Source organism: Siminovitchia terrae (assembly GCF_003605405.2).
Classification (GTDB): domain Bacteria; phylum Bacillota; class Bacilli; order Bacillales; family Bacillaceae_C; genus Siminovitchia; species Siminovitchia terrae.
Window position 1 is genome coordinate 282,031 of the sequence record NZ_QYTW02000001.1, and the last position, 20,293, is coordinate 302,323.

20 protein-coding genes and 1 pseudogene are annotated in these 20,293 nt (G+C 44.3%); 1 reads left to right on the top strand and 20 read right to left on the bottom strand.

Going from position 1 to position 20,293, the window contains the following annotated elements; translation table 11 throughout:
* Nucleotides 1-79: 79 nt before the first annotated feature.
* The 4 genes and pseudogenes from D5F11_RS01360 to D5F11_RS01375 all read right to left on the bottom strand — a co-directional run.
* Nucleotides 80-273: pseudogene (locus D5F11_RS01360) on the bottom strand (zinc ribbon domain-containing protein); the annotation flags it as partial.
* Between the two features lie 13 nt (nt 274-286).
* Complete coding sequence (gene solA, locus D5F11_RS01365; protein WP_120118675.1) at nt 287-1,417, bottom strand: N-methyl-L-tryptophan oxidase; 1,131 nt, start codon at nt 1,415-1,417, stop codon at nt 287-289.
* Nucleotides 1,418-1,510: 93 nt separating this feature from the next.
* Nucleotides 1,511-2,794 (bottom strand): NAD(P)/FAD-dependent oxidoreductase, encoded by a 1,284-nt coding sequence (locus tag D5F11_RS01370; RefSeq protein ID WP_120118674.1) that lies wholly within the window; start codon nt 2,792-2,794, stop codon nt 1,511-1,513.
* The gene (locus tag D5F11_RS01375; protein WP_126646475.1) at nt 2,734-2,967 is read right to left on the bottom strand and encodes a hypothetical protein; all 234 of its coding nucleotides are present in this window, start codon (nt 2,965-2,967) and stop codon (nt 2,734-2,736) included. The genes D5F11_RS01370 and D5F11_RS01375 overlap by 61 nt, the downstream gene beginning before the upstream one ends.
* A gap of 171 nt (nt 2,968-3,138) precedes the next feature.
* On the opposite strand from D5F11_RS01375, the gene D5F11_RS01380 reads away from it, so the two are divergent.
* Nucleotides 3,139-4,077 carry a LysR family transcriptional regulator gene (locus D5F11_RS01380; RefSeq protein WP_120118673.1) on the top strand — a complete coding sequence of 313 codons (939 nt, stop codon included), beginning with the start codon at nt 3,139-3,141 and terminating at the stop codon, nt 4,075-4,077.
* A 22-nt stretch (nt 4,078-4,099) separates the two neighbouring features.
* Here D5F11_RS01380 and D5F11_RS01385 read toward each other — a convergent pair whose 3' ends face one another.
* From D5F11_RS01385 to D5F11_RS01460, 16 genes are all read right to left on the bottom strand, one after another.
* Nucleotides 4,100-4,324: a group-specific protein gene (locus D5F11_RS01385; protein ID WP_120118672.1), complete on the bottom strand. Its 225-nt coding sequence runs from the start codon at nt 4,322-4,324 to the stop codon at nt 4,100-4,102.
* A gap of 29 nt (nt 4,325-4,353) precedes the next feature.
* Nucleotides 4,354-5,331 (bottom strand): 5-oxoprolinase subunit C family protein, encoded by a 978-nt coding sequence (locus D5F11_RS01390; protein WP_120118671.1) that lies wholly within the window; start codon nt 5,329-5,331, stop codon nt 4,354-4,356.
* Between the two features lies 1 nt (nt 5,332).
* Nucleotides 5,333-6,223 carry a 5-oxoprolinase subunit B family protein gene (locus D5F11_RS01395; RefSeq protein ID WP_244862121.1) on the bottom strand — a complete coding sequence of 297 codons (891 nt, stop codon included), beginning with the start codon at nt 6,221-6,223 and terminating at the stop codon, nt 5,333-5,335.
* A gap of 2 nt (nt 6,224-6,225) precedes the next feature.
* Nucleotides 6,226-8,253, bottom strand: a complete 2,028-nt coding sequence (locus D5F11_RS01400; protein WP_120118669.1) for a sigma 54-interacting transcriptional regulator — start codon at nt 8,251-8,253, stop codon at nt 6,226-6,228.
* A 51-nt stretch (nt 8,254-8,304) separates the two neighbouring features.
* A complete protein-coding gene (locus D5F11_RS01405; protein WP_185830435.1) occupies nt 8,305-8,922 on the bottom strand; it encodes a nucleotidyltransferase family protein in 618 nt (205 codons plus the stop codon).
* Nucleotides 8,923-8,936: 14 nt separating this feature from the next.
* Nucleotides 8,937-10,055: an XdhC family protein gene (locus D5F11_RS01410; RefSeq protein ID WP_120118667.1), complete on the bottom strand. Its 1,119-nt coding sequence runs from the start codon at nt 10,053-10,055 to the stop codon at nt 8,937-8,939.
* Nucleotides 10,056-10,061: 6 nt separating this feature from the next.
* Nucleotides 10,062-11,255 (bottom strand): vWA domain-containing protein, encoded by a 1,194-nt coding sequence (locus D5F11_RS01415; RefSeq protein WP_185830436.1) that lies wholly within the window; start codon nt 11,253-11,255, stop codon nt 10,062-10,064.
* Nucleotides 11,256-11,268: 13 nt separating this feature from the next.
* Nucleotides 11,269-12,162, bottom strand: coding sequence for an AAA family ATPase (locus D5F11_RS01420; protein ID WP_313429925.1), 894 nt, complete (start codon nt 12,160-12,162; stop codon nt 11,269-11,271).
* Nucleotides 12,163-12,255: 93 nt separating this feature from the next.
* Complete coding sequence (locus D5F11_RS01425) at nt 12,256-12,495, bottom strand: hypothetical protein (RefSeq protein ID WP_143253740.1); 240 nt, start codon at nt 12,493-12,495, stop codon at nt 12,256-12,258.
* Between the two features lie 927 nt (nt 12,496-13,422).
* The gene (locus D5F11_RS01430; RefSeq protein ID WP_120118665.1) at nt 13,423-14,280 is read right to left on the bottom strand and encodes an FAD binding domain-containing protein; all 858 of its coding nucleotides are present in this window, start codon (nt 14,278-14,280) and stop codon (nt 13,423-13,425) included.
* Complete coding sequence (locus tag D5F11_RS01435) at nt 14,277-16,625, bottom strand: xanthine dehydrogenase family protein molybdopterin-binding subunit (RefSeq protein ID WP_120118664.1); 2,349 nt, start codon at nt 16,623-16,625, stop codon at nt 14,277-14,279. The genes D5F11_RS01430 and D5F11_RS01435 overlap by 4 nt, the downstream gene beginning before the upstream one ends.
* Entirely contained in the window at nt 16,622-17,152 is a 531-nt protein-coding gene (locus D5F11_RS01440; protein ID WP_120118663.1) for a (2Fe-2S)-binding protein, read from the bottom strand. Before D5F11_RS01440 ends, D5F11_RS01435 begins: the two co-directional genes overlap by 4 nt.
* A gap of 32 nt (nt 17,153-17,184) precedes the next feature.
* The gene (locus D5F11_RS01445; protein ID WP_120118688.1) at nt 17,185-17,637 is read right to left on the bottom strand and encodes an SRPBCC family protein; all 453 of its coding nucleotides are present in this window, start codon (nt 17,635-17,637) and stop codon (nt 17,185-17,187) included.
* Between the two features lie 258 nt (nt 17,638-17,895).
* Nucleotides 17,896-18,663: a LamB/YcsF family protein gene (locus tag D5F11_RS01450; RefSeq protein WP_120118662.1), complete on the bottom strand. Its 768-nt coding sequence runs from the start codon at nt 18,661-18,663 to the stop codon at nt 17,896-17,898.
* Nucleotides 18,664-18,671: 8 nt separating this feature from the next.
* The gene (locus tag D5F11_RS01455) at nt 18,672-20,015 is read right to left on the bottom strand and encodes an acetyl-CoA carboxylase biotin carboxylase subunit (RefSeq protein WP_120118661.1); all 1,344 of its coding nucleotides are present in this window, start codon (nt 20,013-20,015) and stop codon (nt 18,672-18,674) included.
* 34 nt (nt 20,016-20,049) lie between these two features.
* Nucleotides 20,050-20,292 (bottom strand): acetyl-CoA carboxylase, encoded by a 243-nt coding sequence (locus D5F11_RS01460; RefSeq protein ID WP_120118660.1) that lies wholly within the window; start codon nt 20,290-20,292, stop codon nt 20,050-20,052.
* Nucleotide 20,293: the final 1 nt, after the last annotated feature.

Below are 20,293 nucleotides of genomic sequence, written 5' to 3' on the forward strand. Positions count from 1 at the left end.
ACCTCTCGCCACTTAACAACCTTACGGTCTGTTTGAAGTGGGAGATTCCTAAGAACACCTTCGTAACTGAAAGTTTTGACTAGGCTATCCCCGTAGTTCCTACGGTTAGAAGTCTTATAGCTTCGTTTCTAAGGTTTTGTCCTGCGTTAATATCCCTATCGTGATGTGTGCCACAAGATGGACAGACCATTCACGAAGATTTAGATTCTTAACGTCTTTATTTTGGTAACCACAACATGAACATAGTTGTGAACTTGCGAATGTCTTTGACACAGCCTGAATGAAGTTAAAATCTGTCCATTGAAAAATCAGAGATGTCCTGTTCGCTCTTTCCATCCACTGCCAGTTGGCTCAGTATTTCTCCGACGGCACTGGCAAATTTGAAACCATGCCCGGAAAAGCCGCAGGCAAAGATGACATGATTCAGTTCTGGATGCCTGTCAATGATAAAGTCGCTGTCAGACGAATTTGTGTAGACGCATGTTTTTCCGAGTTTCAGTGGCAGCTTTTGAGACATGAACTTGGCAGCAAAGCTCTTTACATCCTGTTCATCTTCCGGGAAAGTGCCATAGTCAGCCAATGTTTCACCTGGCTTTACAGGCTGCCCCTCGTCGTGGCGACCGATTTTCACTCCGGCCCCATCGATGCTCGGGAAGCCATAATACAATTCGTCAGAGTCAGGATAATTGACCGCAAAAGCAGGAAAAACATCAGCACGATAAATAGCTTCGTCAGAGTCGAACCAAGAGAAGGTTTTTCTCATCGACTGAAGCGGCAACTCCAATCCCAAAGCGGAAAGAATCGGGTCTGACCCCCTTCCTGCTGTGACAATTAATTTCTCCCCTGTAAATGTTTCGTTATCCGTTTTTACTATAACCGAAGATTCACTTGCTTCGATGGCTGTTACACTCGTGTTTGTCCTTAGGACTGCTCCGTTTTTCTCAGCCAGTTCGCGGTAAGCCCGTACACATTCTTCCACCATAAGCACACCGGAATTTTTTTCAAAACAGCCGATGTAATCATTTGAGAATTGGAAACCTGACCATCTTTCATTCATTTCTGCAGCTGTCAAAACTTCAACAGGGAGCGAGTAGTTTTCCGCACTCTTTTTGACATTTTGAATAAACTCGGAATCCGCGTCCCCAACATTTAAAACACCAGTTTGGAGAAACAGTTTTTTATTTGACTTTTTTTCGAGATCCTGCCAAAGCTCCTGCGCTCTGAGTGCCATTGGCACATAATTTTCCCCCTCGCCATAGGCATGGCGGATGATCCTTGTCTCCCCATGATGGGCACCTTCCGTATGCGGTGGATCGAAAGCATCAATTAGCAGTACCTTTCTACCTTGGCTTGCCAGAAAATAGCCCGCAGCCATCCCCATGGATCCTGCTCCTACAATAATGATTTCAAAATTCATGTTATGTTCAGCCCCTCTCCTCTACTATTATAGGACAAAGCTGTTATGAAAAGATTTTACCTAAAGAAAAAAGCCTGCGAAAAAAACGCAAGCTTATTTCCCGTACTTATCCTGAAATGCCATGTAAAATTTCATGAGCCCCACACCCTTGGCATGTTGGCTATGAAAAGGAATCGGACGCAGTTTTTCTTTTTTGAGTGGATTATTCACACGCTCGGGATGGCTAATGGTTTCGGCTAGAACTTTTCCTGCCATCACGGCCATCGCCGCCCCCTTTCCACAATATCCGAAGGCGAAATGAGTTCCGTCTTCCAACTGGCCGATATATGGAAGAAAATCCTGAGTAAACCCGACCTTCCCTCCCCAGCGGTACTCAACACGTACATCCTTCAATTGTGGAAAAACTGTAATCATGCCTTCCCGTAAACGATCAAACAGCAGCTTCTGAGCCCGCTTGCTGAAAGCTCTTCCGGAACCTCCAAAGGCCATTCGGTTATCGGCTGTCCTTCTGAAGTAGTATAATAAGTTCTTTGAATCAGAGACGGCTCGATTTTTCGGTATTAGATCCTGGATAAGTTCTTGTGTCAATGACTCGGTGGCAATCATGATGCTATCAACAGGAATGACCGATTTCTTTAACGTTTTACTCAAGTTTCCTGCATAGGCATTTGTTACAATAACTACTTCATCAGCTATAACCCGTCCCTTGGACGCTGTGACAATGACCTTGTTCGTAGCGCCCTTTTGAATGCTCATAGCTTCTGAGTTCTCGTAAATCACCCCACCCAGGTCTTCAACGGCATCCGCCAGCCCGAGTGCGAATTTGAGAGGATGAAAATGGGCTCCCCTCTCATTGATCCGAGCTCCGTGGTAAAAATCCGTGTTCAATTCAGTTTTCATTTCGGATTGATCAATGATCGATATTTCGTGAAAGTTCAGCTTTTCCGCTAGGTATTCCTGATCTCTTTTGAATCTATCCAAATGGGAAACTTTGTAAGCAGGACGAATATCACCTTGTCTTACTAGATCACAAGCTATCCCGTTTTCCTTTGATATACTTTCAACTAAATCAATGGAATCAAGGGACAACTCCCACATCAGCTTTGCCGTTTCGAAGCCTTTTTTCTGCGCAAAAGCTTCCATTGTTCCATGATATCCAGTAAGCAGCTCACCACCGTTTCTTCCACTGGCTCCATACCCTACCGTATTCTTTTCCAACACAATCGTTTTATGTCCCATTTTTTGCAAATGATAGGAAGTGGACAGCCCTGAAAAACCACCACCGATGATCACCACATCACAATGCTTCTCATCAACTAGTGTTGGCCGTTTTTTTCGTTCACCGGCTGTTGCCTCCCACATGGAAAAATGATCCACAATTTATTCCTCCATCCTATCGTATCAAATTCGCCTTGGCGTATTTGCACCCAGATTTTATCGAGTTCCGCTCGATAAATTTCCTCTGAAAATCTGTGGTATCCGCCGGAGGCTTTGACTTTATTCAGCCCGGGTTTGAACCCCCACTGAATGGAATACCAATAGGCATTCATCTCACCACTTACAGAAGTGGAAGATTTCTGCTGAATAAAGCCAAAAAAGATAACGCTTTCATTTTAGTTATATATAAGAGTTTGTAATATAAATACTATCTTGATTTTTTATAAATGTAAAATATATAATAAAATTAATATATATATATAATACATATATAGGTGGTTATTATGGGCATCCAAAAACTGAAATATTTTATTGCTGTCGTTGAGAATGGAACCGTTTCAAAAGCTGCCAAAGTCCTTAATATGACTCAACCCCCTTTAAGTATGCTGTTGAAAAAGTTCGAGGACGAGATAGGAATTCAACTATTCAGAAGGGAAGGAAAACGCCTATATTTAACTGACTCTGGCCAATTGGTCTACCAACGGGGAATCGAGCTTCTCGCAAGCTCGGAAGCTATTCTCCAAGAAGCCCGGGAATATCAACAGGATCACCGCGGTACCGTTTCTATCGGATGCGCCGCAGTGGCTAATTTTTCATTGATCCCTGAGGTAATCAAGCGCATGAATGATCGCTCCATTAATATTGTGACTCACGTAAAGGAAGGGTCACCCCCTTACATTCTTGATCATCTGCGTTTTCATAAGCTTGATATCGGAATGGTGCGGAATGTTTATAATAGGAACGATTTAATTACAACAAAGCTGTTTACAGAACCCGTAATGGTTGCATTACCTCCAGGCCATCCATTTTCAGAAAAAAAATCTGTAGCTTTAGAAGAATTAAAGGATGAAAACTTTCTACTTCATCATTCTTCCTATGAATATAATATTTCGGACACTATCATTATGGAATGTAAAAAAAGAGGGATTACCCCAAATATCGTCTATTGGGGGACTGAAACACTTCCGATGCTGGGAATGGTCAAAGCTGGGATGGGAATTGCGTTTCCTCCTAAATCTGTCATAAAAAGTGTTGGGGTGGCACTTCCTCCATTGGTGGAGCTTTCCTCTCCTTCTATCACCACGACCCTCAATCTAGTGACAATGAAGAATAGCGTCCCAAAAGATGCCGTTGTCATGTTTTTGAATATATTGCAGGAAGTAATTGCAGAAATGACTAAGGAGTTTGGAATCCTTTCCATTAACAAAACGAACAGCCCATAACACCAGGGCTGTCCGTTTTTTATTATATATACTGTTCCAGCTTCGAATCCCTTTCTTTTCTCTCTTCCTCAGAAGCTAAGTCATATTTTTTCAATAAGTGGAATACTTCATTCAACGTTTCCTGCGGCTGCTCGCTTTTTAAAAATTGTTCCAACCCCTCGGTCAGGCGCTTCGGTAGAAACTCTGCCTGGCTTTCAAGCTTTGCCACTACACTCTCACGAGAGTGATCAATATTGCATTTCCCCATAATCATCACCCTTTCCATGCATTATTTACTTACTGCTTTAATATTTCTTCCAACCTTCCCAGCTTTTCGTTTCTATCTTTTCTCGCTTCAATGGCTTGATCCAGTGTGATCGCAACAAACCGGCAGGTGGAAAGTGGTCGAGATTGAGCAATCAGATCAAGGTCCTGGCTAATGACCGTTCCGATCGTTGCAAAGCCCCCGCCGGTCGTGGCATCATTTTGCAGGACGATCAATTCTTCTTCATTGGGAAACATGATTCCGCCAATTGGATAGGCAAAATCTACTACATTCGTAAAACTGCTTCCGGCTCCAAATGGAGGTTCTTCCTCGATAAAAGATACTTTTGCCCCTGTATATCGATAAGCGACCCGATTTGATTCAGGTGAAACAGTCCATTCAGAATTCAAGAATGCCTTTAAGCCCTGGTCGCTAATCATATGCCCCTTAATTCCCATTGTTACCCTGATTTCCTGTGAACGCTCGAAGTTTGGGATAAATTCTAACGGTACAGATTTTCCTGCCTGCTTGAGAACTCCAGGCAAAGGTTCATTAATGTTCACCCTATCGCCCTTGATTAGCTTTCTGCCTTGGTATCCGCCAATCTTACTTAATTCATAGGTTGAGCGGCTGCCCAGCACTTCCGGGACATTGATTCCTCCTGACACACATAAATAGGACTTCACACCCTCCCGGCATGCCTTCAAGATAAGGTCATCGCCCTCCTGAACTGCAATTGCTTTCCACAACTCCACTGGACTACCATTAAGAAAGGATTCCATCGGAGCTCCGGTCAAAGCAATGACCGTATTTTTGTAAAATGTCATTTTTCCACCGAATACAGTCATTTCGAATCCTGCAAAATCAACAGGGTTGCCGACAAGAAGATTCCCGACCATGAATGAAAATTTATCCGCCGCCCCAGACGGAGGCACCCCTAGATGATAGTTTCCCAGCCTTCCTAGATCCTGTACGGTGGTCCATAGCCCTGGTTCGTTGATTTCTATCATGTTAAAAGTCTCCTGTCAATTCACGGATGTATTCGTTTCCTTTTTCAGCATATTCCAAAGGGGACAGGTCTATATTTTTCATCCGATATTTATAGGTTCCTGCCTCTACTTCCTCGCGTATTCGCATGTATTCAGATTCATTGATGGATCTATATTTCCAAATGTCACCTGCACGTGCCAAAAAGTAGGATTCCAGCTCAGGCAAATATTTTTCATGATCAACAACAGGGACAGCAGACATGCCGATGAGCTGATAGCTTCCCGGACCGTTTACAGGGTAGATGACATTGAATGCTCCTCCGATTCCGATGCTACGTGCAGGTGTATCCGTCCGAGGACTTGCATACTTCGGGGCTTGAATCATCTCCTCTGGTTGGATGCCAAGTGGGAAATGCCACGCAGTTCCAGGTAAAAATCCAACCATCGTTATCAAATAAGGAGTACTTGAATGCTTTTCTATAAAAGCTTCTTTACTTTTGAAGCCGTTCAATCGTATTACATATTCAAAGTTTGTTTCTTCTGGGGAATCATGCCTGTTTTTGAACCGTTCGGAATACTCCCCTGTAATCGGATCATCGTACCAGGTCGGAATCTCGACAATTCGCACGGACAGATTTAATTCCTTTGGATTGCTTTTCGTCAGGTCAATTTCCCTTAAGTAGTCCAGCAGATCCCGGGCTGAAATGATATCGGGATTATAGCGAACCAAATAAGAGGCGTTGGAAGAAGCAATGTCCGTAATACCCGGAATATTTCTTTTTCTCAATTCAGCGGTAATGGCCAATGCCTTAAAGTTGCTTTCCACCCTCATGTCACGGGAAATCTCCGCATATATATACTCGTCACCGCCAAAATTAAAATTCGTTTCAGGCAATGTAAACAACGTCTCCACCTCTATTTTTTGATCTTTCTCATTCGCCTGCTAATGGTGGCTGGGCTTACCCCCAAAATTTCCGATACTTTTGCCGCCGTTCCGTACTTCTTCATCCCCAGTTCAATCAACTGTGTTTCAAGCTCAGCCACTGCCTCTTTAAGCGGCATCATCTCCAATACGAGCGGCTGTTTTTTCTTAGATTCTTCCTCACCATATAGGACCTTCAAAACAATCTCGCGATCAATCCATTCTTCTTGGCTAAAAACGATTAACCTTTCGACTATGTTTTCAAGCTCCCGGATGTTCCCTGGCCACCCGTACATTTCCAGCACGGAGATGGCTTCAGGCGTGTAGCTCTTTTCTATGTTGTACATCCGCTTGAACTGCTCTAGGAAATAAACCGCAAGCGGAAAAATATCTTCCTTTCTTTCGCGCAACGGAGGGATCCGGAGAGGAATGACATTCAAGCGATAAAAGAGGTCCTCGCGAAATTCACCGTCAGCCACCATTTCTTTCAAATCTCTGTTCGTGGCAGCGATAATGCGAACATCAATCGGGATTGTTTCCGTACCGCCAATCCGTGCGACCTCCCGTTCCTGTATAACACGAAGCAGTTTTACCTGCATATTCAGCGGAAGATCCCCGATTTCATCAAGAAAAATCGTTCCTTTATGAGCAAGCTCGAACAACCCAGCCTTCCCTCTGCGATCAGCTCCGGTAAATGCTCCTTTTTCATACCCGAACAGCTCGCTTTCAATTAACTGCTCTGGAATGGCTCCGCAATTGACCCGGATAAAAGGAGAGTCCTTCCGAAGACTGGCAAAGTGGATTTCATGCGCGAATACTTCCTTACCAGCACCTGATTCCCCTTCAAGGAGAATCGTTGAATTCATCTTGGCGGCTCTCCGCAGATTGCTTAGTAGCGCAGAAATTTTACCGGAACGATAAACTATCTGTTTTTTCTCCGTCTTAAATGATTGCGTACTTTGCTCTGTTTCGGTGTGAGTTGGAGCAGTAGAAGTGATATCCCGAGAAAGAATGACTACCTTTTCCAGCTTTCCTTCATGGTATACAGGCGTCGCAACTGACCAAACTCTAGTTTGGTCAGCAGACTCCTGAATGGAAGTCACTTTCTTCTTCTGTTTTACACATAACTCAAAAATATTCGGCTGGAAAATATTTCTCCTTGTAAAATCTCCAATTTGTTTTCCAATAATCTGATCTGCTTCCTTCGTTTTCCAAAAGCTATTTAAAAACTTTCCGGCCACCCGTAGGATTGTCCCTTTTTCATCAATGACCAAAATCTGCTCATTAGAGGAGTCATATACTGCCTGCAGATCGGCATACAGATGCCGGACAAAGTCCACTTCCTGGACGGCTTCCTCGAATTCTTCCCGAAGGTAAAACATGTGTACAAGGCCTGTGATTTTTCCCTCTATTTTCAGCGGATAAAAATTACCGCTCATTTGCTTAAAATTGATTGTGCTGTTCACACTTACAAGTGTTTCTCCATCCAGTACATTCTGCAAATCTTTCTCCATCGTCAACAGAGATTGATAATTGCGGGATAAAAGAAAAGATCCCGGCATCCCCAAAAATCTTTCCGCGGTTTCGTTCATGAATTCAATTTCATACTGACTATTCGTCCTGATAATTCCAACTCCCGCTCCATGGATAATCTCATTTAAATGCACCAATTGCCTTTCATTCAATTGATGGCGGGAATTATTGACTGTACTGTATCCGGAGACACCACCGCTTGAATTTACCCCGATGACCACGGTCACATTATGAAAAAATTCGACCGGAAGCGAGTCAGGAACTTTCAAAATATCATCCTTATATTGAATCTGTTCATCAAGGTTTTTTCCTGTCTCAATTTGCTCAAGTAAATAGCCGTTTGTAATGTAGCCAATCAATGCTCCTTGCTTCTCAACAAAAGCGATATCAGTTTGCGCACTTGTAATCTTTTGAATGACCGATTTAATCGAATAATTGTGTCCGACCACTGCTGCAATCGGTTTCAGAATGTCTTTCCAAAGAATCAAGGGATCCCTCCTGTTCGAGAAGAGGTTTTCTTCTATTATACTGTTTTTCTATCAAGTTTGCCGATAAAACCTCCCGGCCTTCTCGTAACCTTCAGGAGTATCAATATCGTATAAAATTCCCTGATCTTCAACAGAGAGTCTTTTCCTAATTGAAAATTGGTTCATTATTACTTTTGCGCCCTGATCACCATCAATCTGTTGGAACCATTCCGCCTCTACATGACCGAAAAACACTGGATGGCCAGCAGTCCCTTGAAAGCTTGGCTGTAGCACAAATGGCACATCTGTTTCTTGAAGCATGACATTTCCCAGTATATATATATCGTGAACCGTTTCTTGAGAAAGAAAAGGAAGATCAGCAAGAAACACCATTACACTTGAATGGTGTTCATTCATTTGGCTTATACCACATTTTAAGGAGGTTCCCTGCCCCTGTCTATAATCTTTATTCACTACCCAGCGAAACCGATCATCCTTAACAGAAATTGCTCGTTGAATCGTATCTGCCTCGTGTCCAATGACAGCAATGATTTCGGTAAAACTTTCCGCAAGCACACGGTCAATGACATGCGCCAAAATGGGACGATCTCCCAAAGGCAATAATTGCTTGGCTATTCCCATTCTGGAAGAAGTGCCTGCAGCAAGTATGATTGCACTCGTCTGTTCCATACGCATCCCTTCCATCATGAGCTAATAGTTTCACCTTGGTGGATCATTTTTGAATCCTGCAAAAATCCGCCAGCATGCCCTTTCTGAACCGCGATGATTTCCGCCATGATGCTAATAGCAATCTCCTCCGGCGTTTCCGAACCGATATCAAGACCAATTGGGCTGTGCATCCGTTGAAGCTGTTTCTCTGTAAATTGGACTCCTTCCTCTCGGATTGCTTCAAGCATTCGGACCCGCCGCTTGCGTGGACCGAGAATCCCAATATAAGGCGCTGGAGAAGGCATGACAAACTTCAGCGTTTCCCGATCTCTATCAATATGATGATTCATAACAATAACATATGTATGAGAGCTAACTTTTACTTCTTCCTTAAATTTTGAAGTATCAGACAGGAGCCTTTCCGCTCCCGGAAATCTTTCCTCGCTATTATAGAAAGGCCTTGGATCAACTACGGTTGTTTTCCATCCAAGCGATACTGCATATTTAGCTACTGGAATGGCGTCATGACCAGCGCCAAAAATAACAAGATTAGAAGGCGGTGTATATACTTCAATGAAAATATCAAGCTCATTCCCGTTCTCTTCAGCAAAAGGCTGGGAAAAGGATTTCGGATTCTTTTCGTTCATCTTTTGGTGTGCAATCGTAATGGCCTTTGCTTGAACGATTGAATCTGAAAATGCTCCCACCGGTGCCCCTTTTTTTGGAATGAACACACGCGCTCCGCTCCCACCTTCCTGTAAAATGGTCGCCAAAACGCAGGGCTGTTCATCTTTTATCGTAGATAGCCAAAGGTCAAAAGCTGGATCTTCATGTTGGGGAATTGGTTCAATATAAATGTCGACCGTTCCTGGGCACCCAAGCCCCAGTCCCCAGACAAGATCTTCATCCATATCATATGTTTTTAAAGTAGGGACTCCAGAACTGATCACCTGCTTCGCCACTTCTGCAACATCTGTTTCCAAACAGCCGCCCGAAACCATGCCGACCCGATTTTCATTTTCATCAATCAGCATTTTAGCTCCCTCCCGCCGGTACGCCGAGCCGTAAACTCGAACAACCGTTGCAAGGGCTGCACCAATGCTTTTTTCCCGTGTTTCGACGATAGCTTGTATGATTTTCTCATTTTCAGTCATGGCTCTTTACCTCCTAATCTTGATCTTTTTAGCCAGTTCTAGAAAAGAATGTGCGTCGGAGGCTTCATCAAAAAGATCGATATACTTTAGCGCCGCCTTCATTGCACGGGCCGTCGGTTCGTATCCATCAATTTTCAGCAATGGATTTAACCAAATAACAGCGGAAGTCTTTCTTTGAATTTCCCCCATTGCCCACGCCATATGAGTAATATCCCCAGCATCTAGACCATCGCTGGCAATCAGAACCACCGTATCTTGATGAAGCAATTGCAGTCCAAAATCCTGTACAAAGGAATAGATCGATTCACCAATGCACGTCCCTCCTCCCCAGGAATCTCCCAGTTGACTCAATACTGGAAGGTCGGCACGGCGTTCCAACAACTGATCCGTAACCCTTTTGATTTTTGTGGAAAAAAGAAAAACCTCCACATGCTTTGTGTAATTTGACAAAGCATATGCAAACTGCAGAAAACAGTGGGCATACAAAGACATGGAACGGCTGGCATCGCATAAAAGCACAAACTTAGCCCCCTGCCTTTTTTGTTTTTTCCAATATAAACGCACAGGATAGCCACCTGTTTGCAGACTTCCGCGAATGGTTTTTCGAAAGTTGAGTCTGCTACCTTTTTTCGCCGATTGATAGGATTGCGCTCTTTTCAGTGCTATTTTTCTTACAAGAATTTTAGCCGCTGCTTCCATATCTCCCAGTTCATCGGGCGGAATGTAAGCTTGAAATTCATCTGACTGCTTAAAGGCGGTTTTTGAAGCGAACCATGACAAATTCCGCTCTTCACCAACGAATTCATTATCTTTCGATTGTGTTCCCAGCCTCCCTAAAGGAGTCGTCCCCTGCTTACTTCCCACTTCCTTTTCATGGTACTGCGCCTCTTTCTGGCCGGAAGTTTCTTTTAGCCCACTTTGTTCTTCAACACTCAGATAATGAAGCATTTCTTTACTTACTCTATTTTCTTTACTGTTCAAAAAGAACTCTTTGAACGCATGATCAAAAATTGACTGTTCCTCAATGCTTGAGCAGAGAACAAGCCGTAAACACGCCTGAAATTGGTTCCGGTTGAAAATATCGATTGTCTGGACCGCGCGGATGCTGTCCATTGTTTCCTGGGGACCGATCAAAAAGCCCCGGTTTCGCAAATGAAGGCAGAATTTGAGTATATGGTTGGAAAGTGTTCGTGTCAGCATGTCCAGACTCCCTTCAGACCTTGACCATGGAAAGAAGGTTTCCTTCTTTGATCTCTTTTTCAATCGTTTTCCAATCTTCTTGATCCTTGATAAAGCAGCCCAGCGTTTGAAGCACTGCATCCTTGTCCAACTCACTTTGATTTAGAGCCATCAAGGCAAATGCCCAGTCGAGACTTTCAGCTATGCCGGGAATTTTCGAAAGCGGCATCCTGCGGACAAGCTGCATCATATTTACGATCTGTTGCGTTAACTGATCATTGATATTTGGAATTCGTGCGTGCAGAATAGCGGATTCCTTTTCCACATTCGGATAGGTGACCCAATGGTACAAACAGCGTCTGCGAAGGGCATCACTCAGTTCCCTTGTCCGGTTGGATGTCAAAATGACGTATGGTGGATGCTTCGCACGAATGGTACCTAATTCCGGAATTGTTATTTGAAATTCAGCAAGGGCTTCCAGTAAAAAAGCTTCAAACTCCTCATCCGCACGATCCACCTCATCAATCAAAAGAACGGGCGATGAATGCTCATCTGTCAAAGCATCGAGAATGGGGCGGGTAAGGAGGAATGGCTTACTGAAAATAGCTGCCTCTCTCTCGTCCAAAGAAACATCGCTGTTTTCAGTTAAACGAATATGAAGCATTTGTTTAGCGTAATTCCATTCATATAAAGCTGAATTCACATCAAGCCCCTCATAGCATTGCAGCCGAATCAGCCGAGTATTCAAAGATTTTGCCAGCACCTTTGCAAGCTCTGTCTTGCCTACGCCTGCAGGACCTTCGATTAACAGGGGCTTATTCAGCGCTGTAACAAGATGTAATGCCGTCAATATAGCCGGATCAGTAATATAGCCTTGTTTTTTAAACGCTGCTTCGATTGATTGATCATGAAAGCTGATAAGAACCACCCCTTCTGGAAAAACTGTAAAAAGTAAAAGAAAACAATTCGATCCCATTTCAATTCGAACAGAGCGTGCTAGAAATATTAGTCTTTCGAGCGATTATTTGTGTGTTCGAACGATTTTTGGCTTTTTCGCTCGATAATCCCGAGGTTCGCTCGATTTTTGGCTTTTTCGCTCGATAATCCTGAAATTCGCTCGATTCTTCACTTTTTCGCTCAATAATCCTGAAATTCGCTCGATTTTTGGCCTTTTCGCTCGATAATCCTGAAATTCGCTCGATTCTTCACTTTTTCGCTCAATAATCCTGAAATTCGCTCGATTCTTCACTTTTTCGCTCAATAATCCTGAAATTCGCTCGATTCTTCACTTTTTCGCTCAATAATCCTGAAATTCGCTCGATTCTTCACTTTTTCGCTCAATAATCCTGAAATTCGCTCGATTCTTCACTTTTTCGCTCAATAATCCTGAAATTCGCTCGATTCTTCACTTTTTCGCTCAATAATCCTGAAATTCGCTCGATTCTTCACTTTTTCGCTCAATAATCCTGAAATTCGCTCGATTCTTCACTTTTTCGCTCAATAATCCTGAAATTCGCTCGATTCTTCACTTTTTCGCTCAATAATCCTGAAATTCGCTCGATTCTTCACTTTTTCGCTCAATAATCCTGAAATTCGCTCGATTCTTCACTTTTTCGCTCAATAATCCTGAAATTCGCTCGATTCTTCACTTTTTCGCTCAATAATCCTGAAATTCGCTCGATTCTTCACTTTTTCGCTCAATAATCCTGAAATTCGCTCGATTCTTCACTTTTTCGCTCAATAATCCTGAAATTCGCTCGATTCTTCACTTTTTCGCTCAATAATCTCGAGGTTCGCAAGATTTTTCACTTTTTCGCACAATAATCTCGACGTTCGAACGATTTTTTACTTTTTCGCACAATAATCTCGGCGTTCGAACGATTCTTCACTTTTTCGCTCGATAATCCCGAGGTTCGCACGATTCTTCACTTTTTCGCTCAATAATCCTGAAATTCGCTCGATTCTTCACTTTTTCGCTCGATAATCCCGAGGTTCGCACGATTCTTCACTTTTTCGCACAATAATCCTGAAGTTCGAACGATTTTTCACTTTTTCGCACAATAATCTTGACGCTCGCATGTTTTTTCACTTTTTCGCACAATAATCTCGACGTTCGAACGATTTTTTGCTTTTTCGCTCGATAATCTCAGGGGATCGCGCGATTAAGCGCAGCCCCCACATGATATTTTTAAAGTAAAATAGATTTTAAGGCGCGTGCTGTATAAATTTTACATAGCTGCTCTCTATATTCTTCAGATGCGAATAGGTCGCTTCCCATATCTGCGTTTTCTGCAGCAAGGCCGGCAGCCGAATCGATGACAGATTCTGAAGGAACCTGCCCGATCAACGCCTGTTCAACTGTTTCCGCCCGGAACACCATATCACCCGCTCCGGTGATGCCCACCTTGATATAATCGATTTTCTTGTCATTGTCTGTTCCAACTACCACAGCAACACCGACGACAGGGTACCCTGATGCAGGGTGAAAATATTTCAAATAGGTCGATTTCGTATGTGAAGGGGGAATCGCAAATGTCACGTTCGTTACGACGCTATTCTCCGGCATCATTGTAATCAACGGCCCGATGATGAAGCTATCAAGGCTCATTGTTTCTTCTCCGTCTTCCCCTTGAAGCGTCAGTTCTGCGTCAAGAACAATTGCGGCTGCGGGCAAATCCGCCGCTGGATCGGCATGTGCGATATTGCCTCCGACTGTTCCACGATTTCTAATCTGAATATCGCCAACTTGGCGCGCAGCTTCTGCCAAAACCGGAATATACTCTTTAATCATCGGGTTGGTGGCCGCCTCTCGATGTGTGGTCATCGCCCCGACAACGATACGGTCTCCAGCTTTGCGTACGCCTTTCAACGTAGAAATCTGGCTGATATCAATCAAAGTCCCAGGCTCCGTCAGTCTGAACTTCATCAAAGGGAGCAAGCTGTGCCCGCCAGCAATCAGCTTTCCTTCCCCGTCACTTTCTTGGAGCAGTTGAATTGCCTGTTCAACAGAATTGGCACGAACATAATCAAATTTAGCAGGAATCATGCTTGTTCCCTCCCCTTTTGGATTGCCCGCCATACTTTTTCCGGAGTAAGCGGCATATCGATATCCGTGATGCCAAATGGCGCGAGTGCATCCACCACTGCATTCATGACGGCTGGAATAGAGGCGGTCGTTCCAGTTTCTCCCACCCCTTTGGAGCCCAATGGGTTCACAGGGGACATAGTTTCTGTAAACGAATTTTCAATCTCAGGGAAAAAACGTGCTTTCGGCATTGTATAATCCATAAAGGTACCGGACATTAACTGACCTTCGTCGTTGTATACGACGCCTTCCCACATGGCCTGCCCCACTCCCTGGGCTATTCCCCCATGCACCTGTCCAGATGCGGTAAGGGGGTTGATGACACGCCCAACATCATCAACAGCGATATACCGTTTAAGGTCGATTTCCCCTGTATCCTGATCAATTTCAACAATAACAATATGCGTACCGAACGGATAAACAAAGTTTTCCGGATCGAAGAAGGCTTGTCCTTCCAAAGAAGGCTCCATACCCTCCGGCAGATTCCATGCGTAGTTGGCTGCCTTTGCAATCTCTTGGAAAGTGCGCTCGCGACCAGGGACGCCTTTTACTTTAAATACGCCTTTTTCAAATTCTAAGTCTTCAGTAGATACCTCAAGCTCGTGGGCTGCAATCTTTTTCGCCTTGTCAACCACTCGGTCGGCAGCCATCGAAACCGCGCCTCCCCCTACAGCGGTGGAACGAGATCCATAAGTTCCCCATCCCATAGAAACAGCTTTCGTATCATTGAAAACGAATTCAATATCGTCCATCGGTATACCGAGCTTGTCCGAAACTACCTGACCAAACGTTGTCGCATGTCCCTGCCCATGCGGAGAAGTTCCGGCAAAAACAGTGACCTTTCCTGACGGATGAACTCGGACGGTAGAATTTTCCCAGACTCCTCCTTGGAATCCGATTGCTCCCGCAACTGCTGATGGGCCAAATCCGCACAACTCCACATATGTAGATAGCCCGATGCCGATAAGCTTACCTTCCTTTCGAAGTTCTTCCTGCTCTTTGCGAAGTTTTTCGTAATCAACTATTTCCAAAGCTTTTTTCAATGGCTTTTCATAATCACCGCTGTCATATACAAGTCCCTGAGCATTCGTATATGGAAAAGCTTCTTTTGGGGCGAAATTCTTTTTCCTGAGTTCCAGTGGATCCATGCCAATTTCCCTTGCAAAAAGATCGATAATTCGTTCAATCTGGTAGGTTGCTTCAGGTTTACCAGCTCCACGGTATGCATCCGTCGGGGTTGTGTTAGTATATACACCGAATGTTTCGCACGATGCATGTGGAATATCGTAGGAACCTGTAATCATCAAACCGAAATCAATAGTTGGAACACCCGGGCCCATTGTGGAAAGATATGCTCCCATGTTGGCAATATTTTTAACACGAATTCCAGTCAACTTCCCATCATGGTTCCCTGCCAGCTCCACCTCAATGATTTCATCCCTGCCATGGTTCGAAGCCATAAAATGTTCGTTGCGTTGCTCAATCCATTTGACAGGCTGATGCAAATCACGCGCAGCATAGCCAATGAGCGCCTCATCCGGGTATACACCGATTTTTCCTCCGAATCCTCCGCCCATATCAGGTACGATCACCTGAAGCTTCGCTTCCGAAATTCCAAGAACTCCCGAAAGAACCATTCTGTGGATATGCGGGTTCTGCGACGTGCAATATAACGTCAACTCTCCCGTAGCAGGATGATATTGGCCTACCGCCGCCCGCGTCTCCATCGGGCTTGGTGCTACCCGCTGTACATGAAAGCTCTCCTTGACGACCACTTCCGCCGAATGAAAAATCTCTTCTGGAATTTCACCGGCTTTCCAGTGAAATGCGATATTGTTGTCAACATCATCATGGACAAGTGAAGCACCTTCTTCCATCGCCTTTTTCTGATGAACAGAAGGAGGCAACACTTCATATTCGACATCAATTAAATCAAGTGCGTCACGAGCCGTATACCTGTCTTCCGCAATGAGCATGGCAACACCATCACCTACATAACGGACACGGTCAATCGCAAGCGGGTACTGAGGAGCTTCTTTTAAATTACAGTCCGGTACAAGCCATGATGAAGGAATTCTTCCAATCTTCCCTTCCAAATCCTTACCTGTGTAGATTTTGACTACCCCTGGGGATTGCAATGCCTCATCCACATTAATGTTCTTTATCTTCGCATGTGCATGGGGACTTCTTAAAATGACAGCATGAAGCATTCCCGGCAATTTGATATCGTCAGAGAAATATCCGCTCCCTGTCAGCAGCTTCGGATCCTCTTTCCTTTTCAAACTAGTTCCAACGACTGTTGTCATAATGAACGCACCTCCCCAACAGTTACTTTGGCTGGAATTGGCTGACCGGATTCCGCCATAATCTGTATCGCTTTTTGAACTGCCTTAACGATAAATTGATATCCTGTACACCTGCAAATGACCCCTTCCAGCCCTTCCCGAATTTCCTCCTCTGTCGGATTTGGATTTTCGTTTAACAGCCCAATCATCGCCATCATGACCCCAGAAGTACAGTAACCGCATTGAAGTCCATGCTCCTCCCAAAATCCCTGCTGAATAGGGTGCAGGTTATCCATTGTCCCGATTCCTTCGACAGTCGTCACTTCAGCCCCATCCGCCTGTACTGCAAGCATCGTACAGGATTTTACGGCATCACCGTCCACCATCACTGTACAGGCCCCGCATTGACTTGTATCGCAGCCGATATGCGTACCGGCCAGCCCAAGCTCATCGCGTAAAAAATGAGCAAGCAGCATTCTTGGTTCAGCGTTTGCTTTTCTCTCCCTGCCATTGACGGTCATATGCACTTCCATTTTATTGTTTGTCATAAGCCGCTCCTCCTACATATAGATATGGTCTGTTACAGGTTTACAATTTTCTTCGCTTCTTTTTCAATATCCTTGAAAAACTGTCCCAATAACAGCTTGGCTACTCCCCCCGTGACACGCTGGCCTACAGAAGCTAGCATTCCAGTCACACTCACATCTGCACTGCAAGTCAGAATAGCCCCCGCCTCTGAATCTTCCAATCTCATGTTAGCGCTTGCACTAATTTCACCAGGCTTCCCTTTTCCATGAACAATCAGCTTATAAAACTCCGGCTCCCTTTTTTCCACCTGTCGGACTTCAGCCGTAAACAATCCCTTCACTGGGCCTACATTGATACCAAGTTCAGCATCATATACATCCTCTTCCACTTCCTCAAAAGATTTGCATCCAGGCAAAGCCCCCCGCAACACCTCCTTATTTTGTAATGTATTCCAAAGCATTTCGACAGAAATGCCTTTAAAAGTATGAGAGTTTTCTATTTTCATTGGTTTGACCATTCCTTTCACTTAGCTCTAGGCACAAAACACAAAAGTTTTGTGCCTCCAACTTTTTTTACTAATCTTAAGGTTCACATGAGCCACTTAGCTTCGGGATCACAAATCACAGTTAGCTGGACCTCAGGGGGTTCGCGTGAATTTGACTCCCGTTAACCAGACATTTCAGCAGAGCCGTCCAATTAAGACTTGTTCAACTTTTGTCCGTTATAGTCATTTCAGACTTGATCACTAATGGTTTTTATTAGATTAGCTGATGACTCCCCTGACAGGAACAATTTCTACATCATTCGCCTTCAATGCCGAAACAATCGTTTTAGCAAGCTCGGGGGCACCGGGCGTATCCCCATGGATACAAACTGTCTGTGCCTTGACAAGAGCCTCTTTTCCGTCATGAGTAATAACTTTTCCTTCTTTAACCATGCGTACAACCCGCTGGGCCATTTCATCATAATCCTGAATTGACGGCCCCCTTCTAGTCAGCACGATTGATCCGCTTTCAGTATGCTCACGGTCTGAATATGTTTCAAGCGCAACCGGGATTCCCATTTTTTGTGCTTCTTCCCATACCTCAGAATGATTTAGGGCAAAAACGATTGTTTCTGGATTCACCTCATAAATAGCCTCCAAAACCGCCCGTGCAAGCTGCCTGTCTTCCATTGCTTTCATAAACAATGCCCCATGAGGCTTGCAATGCTGGATATCCACCTGCGCCGCTCTGGCAAATTCTCTTAGGGCTCCTGTCTGATACGTGATATAGTCCTTCACCTCTTGAGCGGTACATGTCATATAACGACGCCCAAATCCAAGAAGATCGGGAAAGCCCGGGTGGGCTCCGATACCCACTCCATGCTCTTTTGCTAGCTCAACGGTCCTTCTCATCACTTGCGGATCTCCGGCATGGAAACCGCAGGCAATATTGGCAGAGGTAATATACTTCATCATTTCTTCGTCATTGCCCAGCTCATAAAGAGCGAAGCTCTCACCCATATCACAGTTTAAATCCACTTTATACATTTCTTCACCTACTTTCGTTGCTTCTGGAATTCATCAAGAAACTTCGTTGTATACTCTCCTTTTTTAAAGCTCACATTTTCCAAGATGTCGTATAGCAATAACAGGTTGGTTGTGATGCCTTCAACCTTCAACTGTTCCAAGGCTTCTTTCATTTTCTCAATGGCTTGATTACGGTCCTCGCCATGAACGATGATTTTTCCGATCATTGGGTCATAAAATGGCGAGACCTGACTTCCTTCTTCAATAGCAAAATCAAGTCGGGCATTTTCTGGTAAAACCAATCGTTTGATTGTTCCAGGAGAAGGAAAATAAGTGTTTGGATCTTCAGCATACAGGCGGCATTCGATAGAGTGACCGTTCTTTGTGATATTCTGCTGTTGGAAGGGAAGTCTCTCTCCTGCAGCCAGCTGAAGTTGAAGTTCTACGAGATCCAAACCAGTAATCTCCTCTGTGACAGGGTGCTCAACCTGAAGCCGCGTATTCATCTCAAGAAAGTAAAAGTTTTTCTCCCCGTCAAAAATGAATTCCATCGTACCGACATTCGTATACTCAATATGCTGTACACCTCGGATTGCAGTCTGCAGTAGTTCTTCCCTTCGTTTTTCATCCAAATACGGCGAAGGGCTCTCCTCCACAACTTTCTGGTTCCTTCGCTGGACTGAACACTCCCGTTCAAAAAGATGAATCACGTTTCCTTGCTTGTCCGCAGCAATTTGCACTTCGATATGACGAGGATTACTAATCCATTTTTCCAAGAACAGATCTCCATCGCCAAAAAACGATTCGGCCTTCTGTTTTGTAGAATCGAAGGCTCTTGATAGTTCATCAGCATTATGGACAAGCTGCATTCCTATGCCGCCCCCACCTGCACTAGCTTTTAACATAAGTGGATAACCGATTTCCTCAGCAAGACTCACAGCTTCTTCAATCGAATTTAGGCGGCCTTCTGATCCAGGTACAACCGGAACCCCAGCCTTCTGCATCTGAGAGCGGGCTTCCAGCTTGCTTCCCATCAACTCGATCGACTTGGCTGTTGGTCCGATGAATGTGATTCCTTCTTCCTCACAACGGCGCACAAATGTGGCGTTTTCTGATAAAAATCCATAGCCTGGATGAATAGCGTCTGCATTTGTCTCCTTAGCGGCTTGGATAATGTTGTCAATATCAAGGTAGCTTTTCTTCGCCTGAGCCGGACCTACACAAACGGCAATTGTCGCTTCTTTAACGAACGGCATCTCTGCATCCGCTTCCGAATAAACTGCAACAGTTTCTATGCCTAAACGCTGGCATGTCCGTATAATCCTGCGGGCAATTTCTCCTCTATTTGCTATTAATACTCTTTTAAAAAACACAGGCACTTCTCCTTTACAAAATCTAATTGATTACTTATTTCAATATAGCGATTTCCTGTCCAGCGTCCAAAAGCTGCTCTTCATCAACCAAAAACGAATCGATTACGCCATCTACTTCAGCTTTGATCTCATAGTAATTTTTCATGACCTCGACTAGCCCGATCACATCTCCCGCCTTGACTGAGTCTCCCTCATTAACAAATACATCTTGATCCGGGGATGGTTTTCTGTAAAATACTCCTGGAATAGGTGAAATAATTGTTTTGTTCTCTTCCATT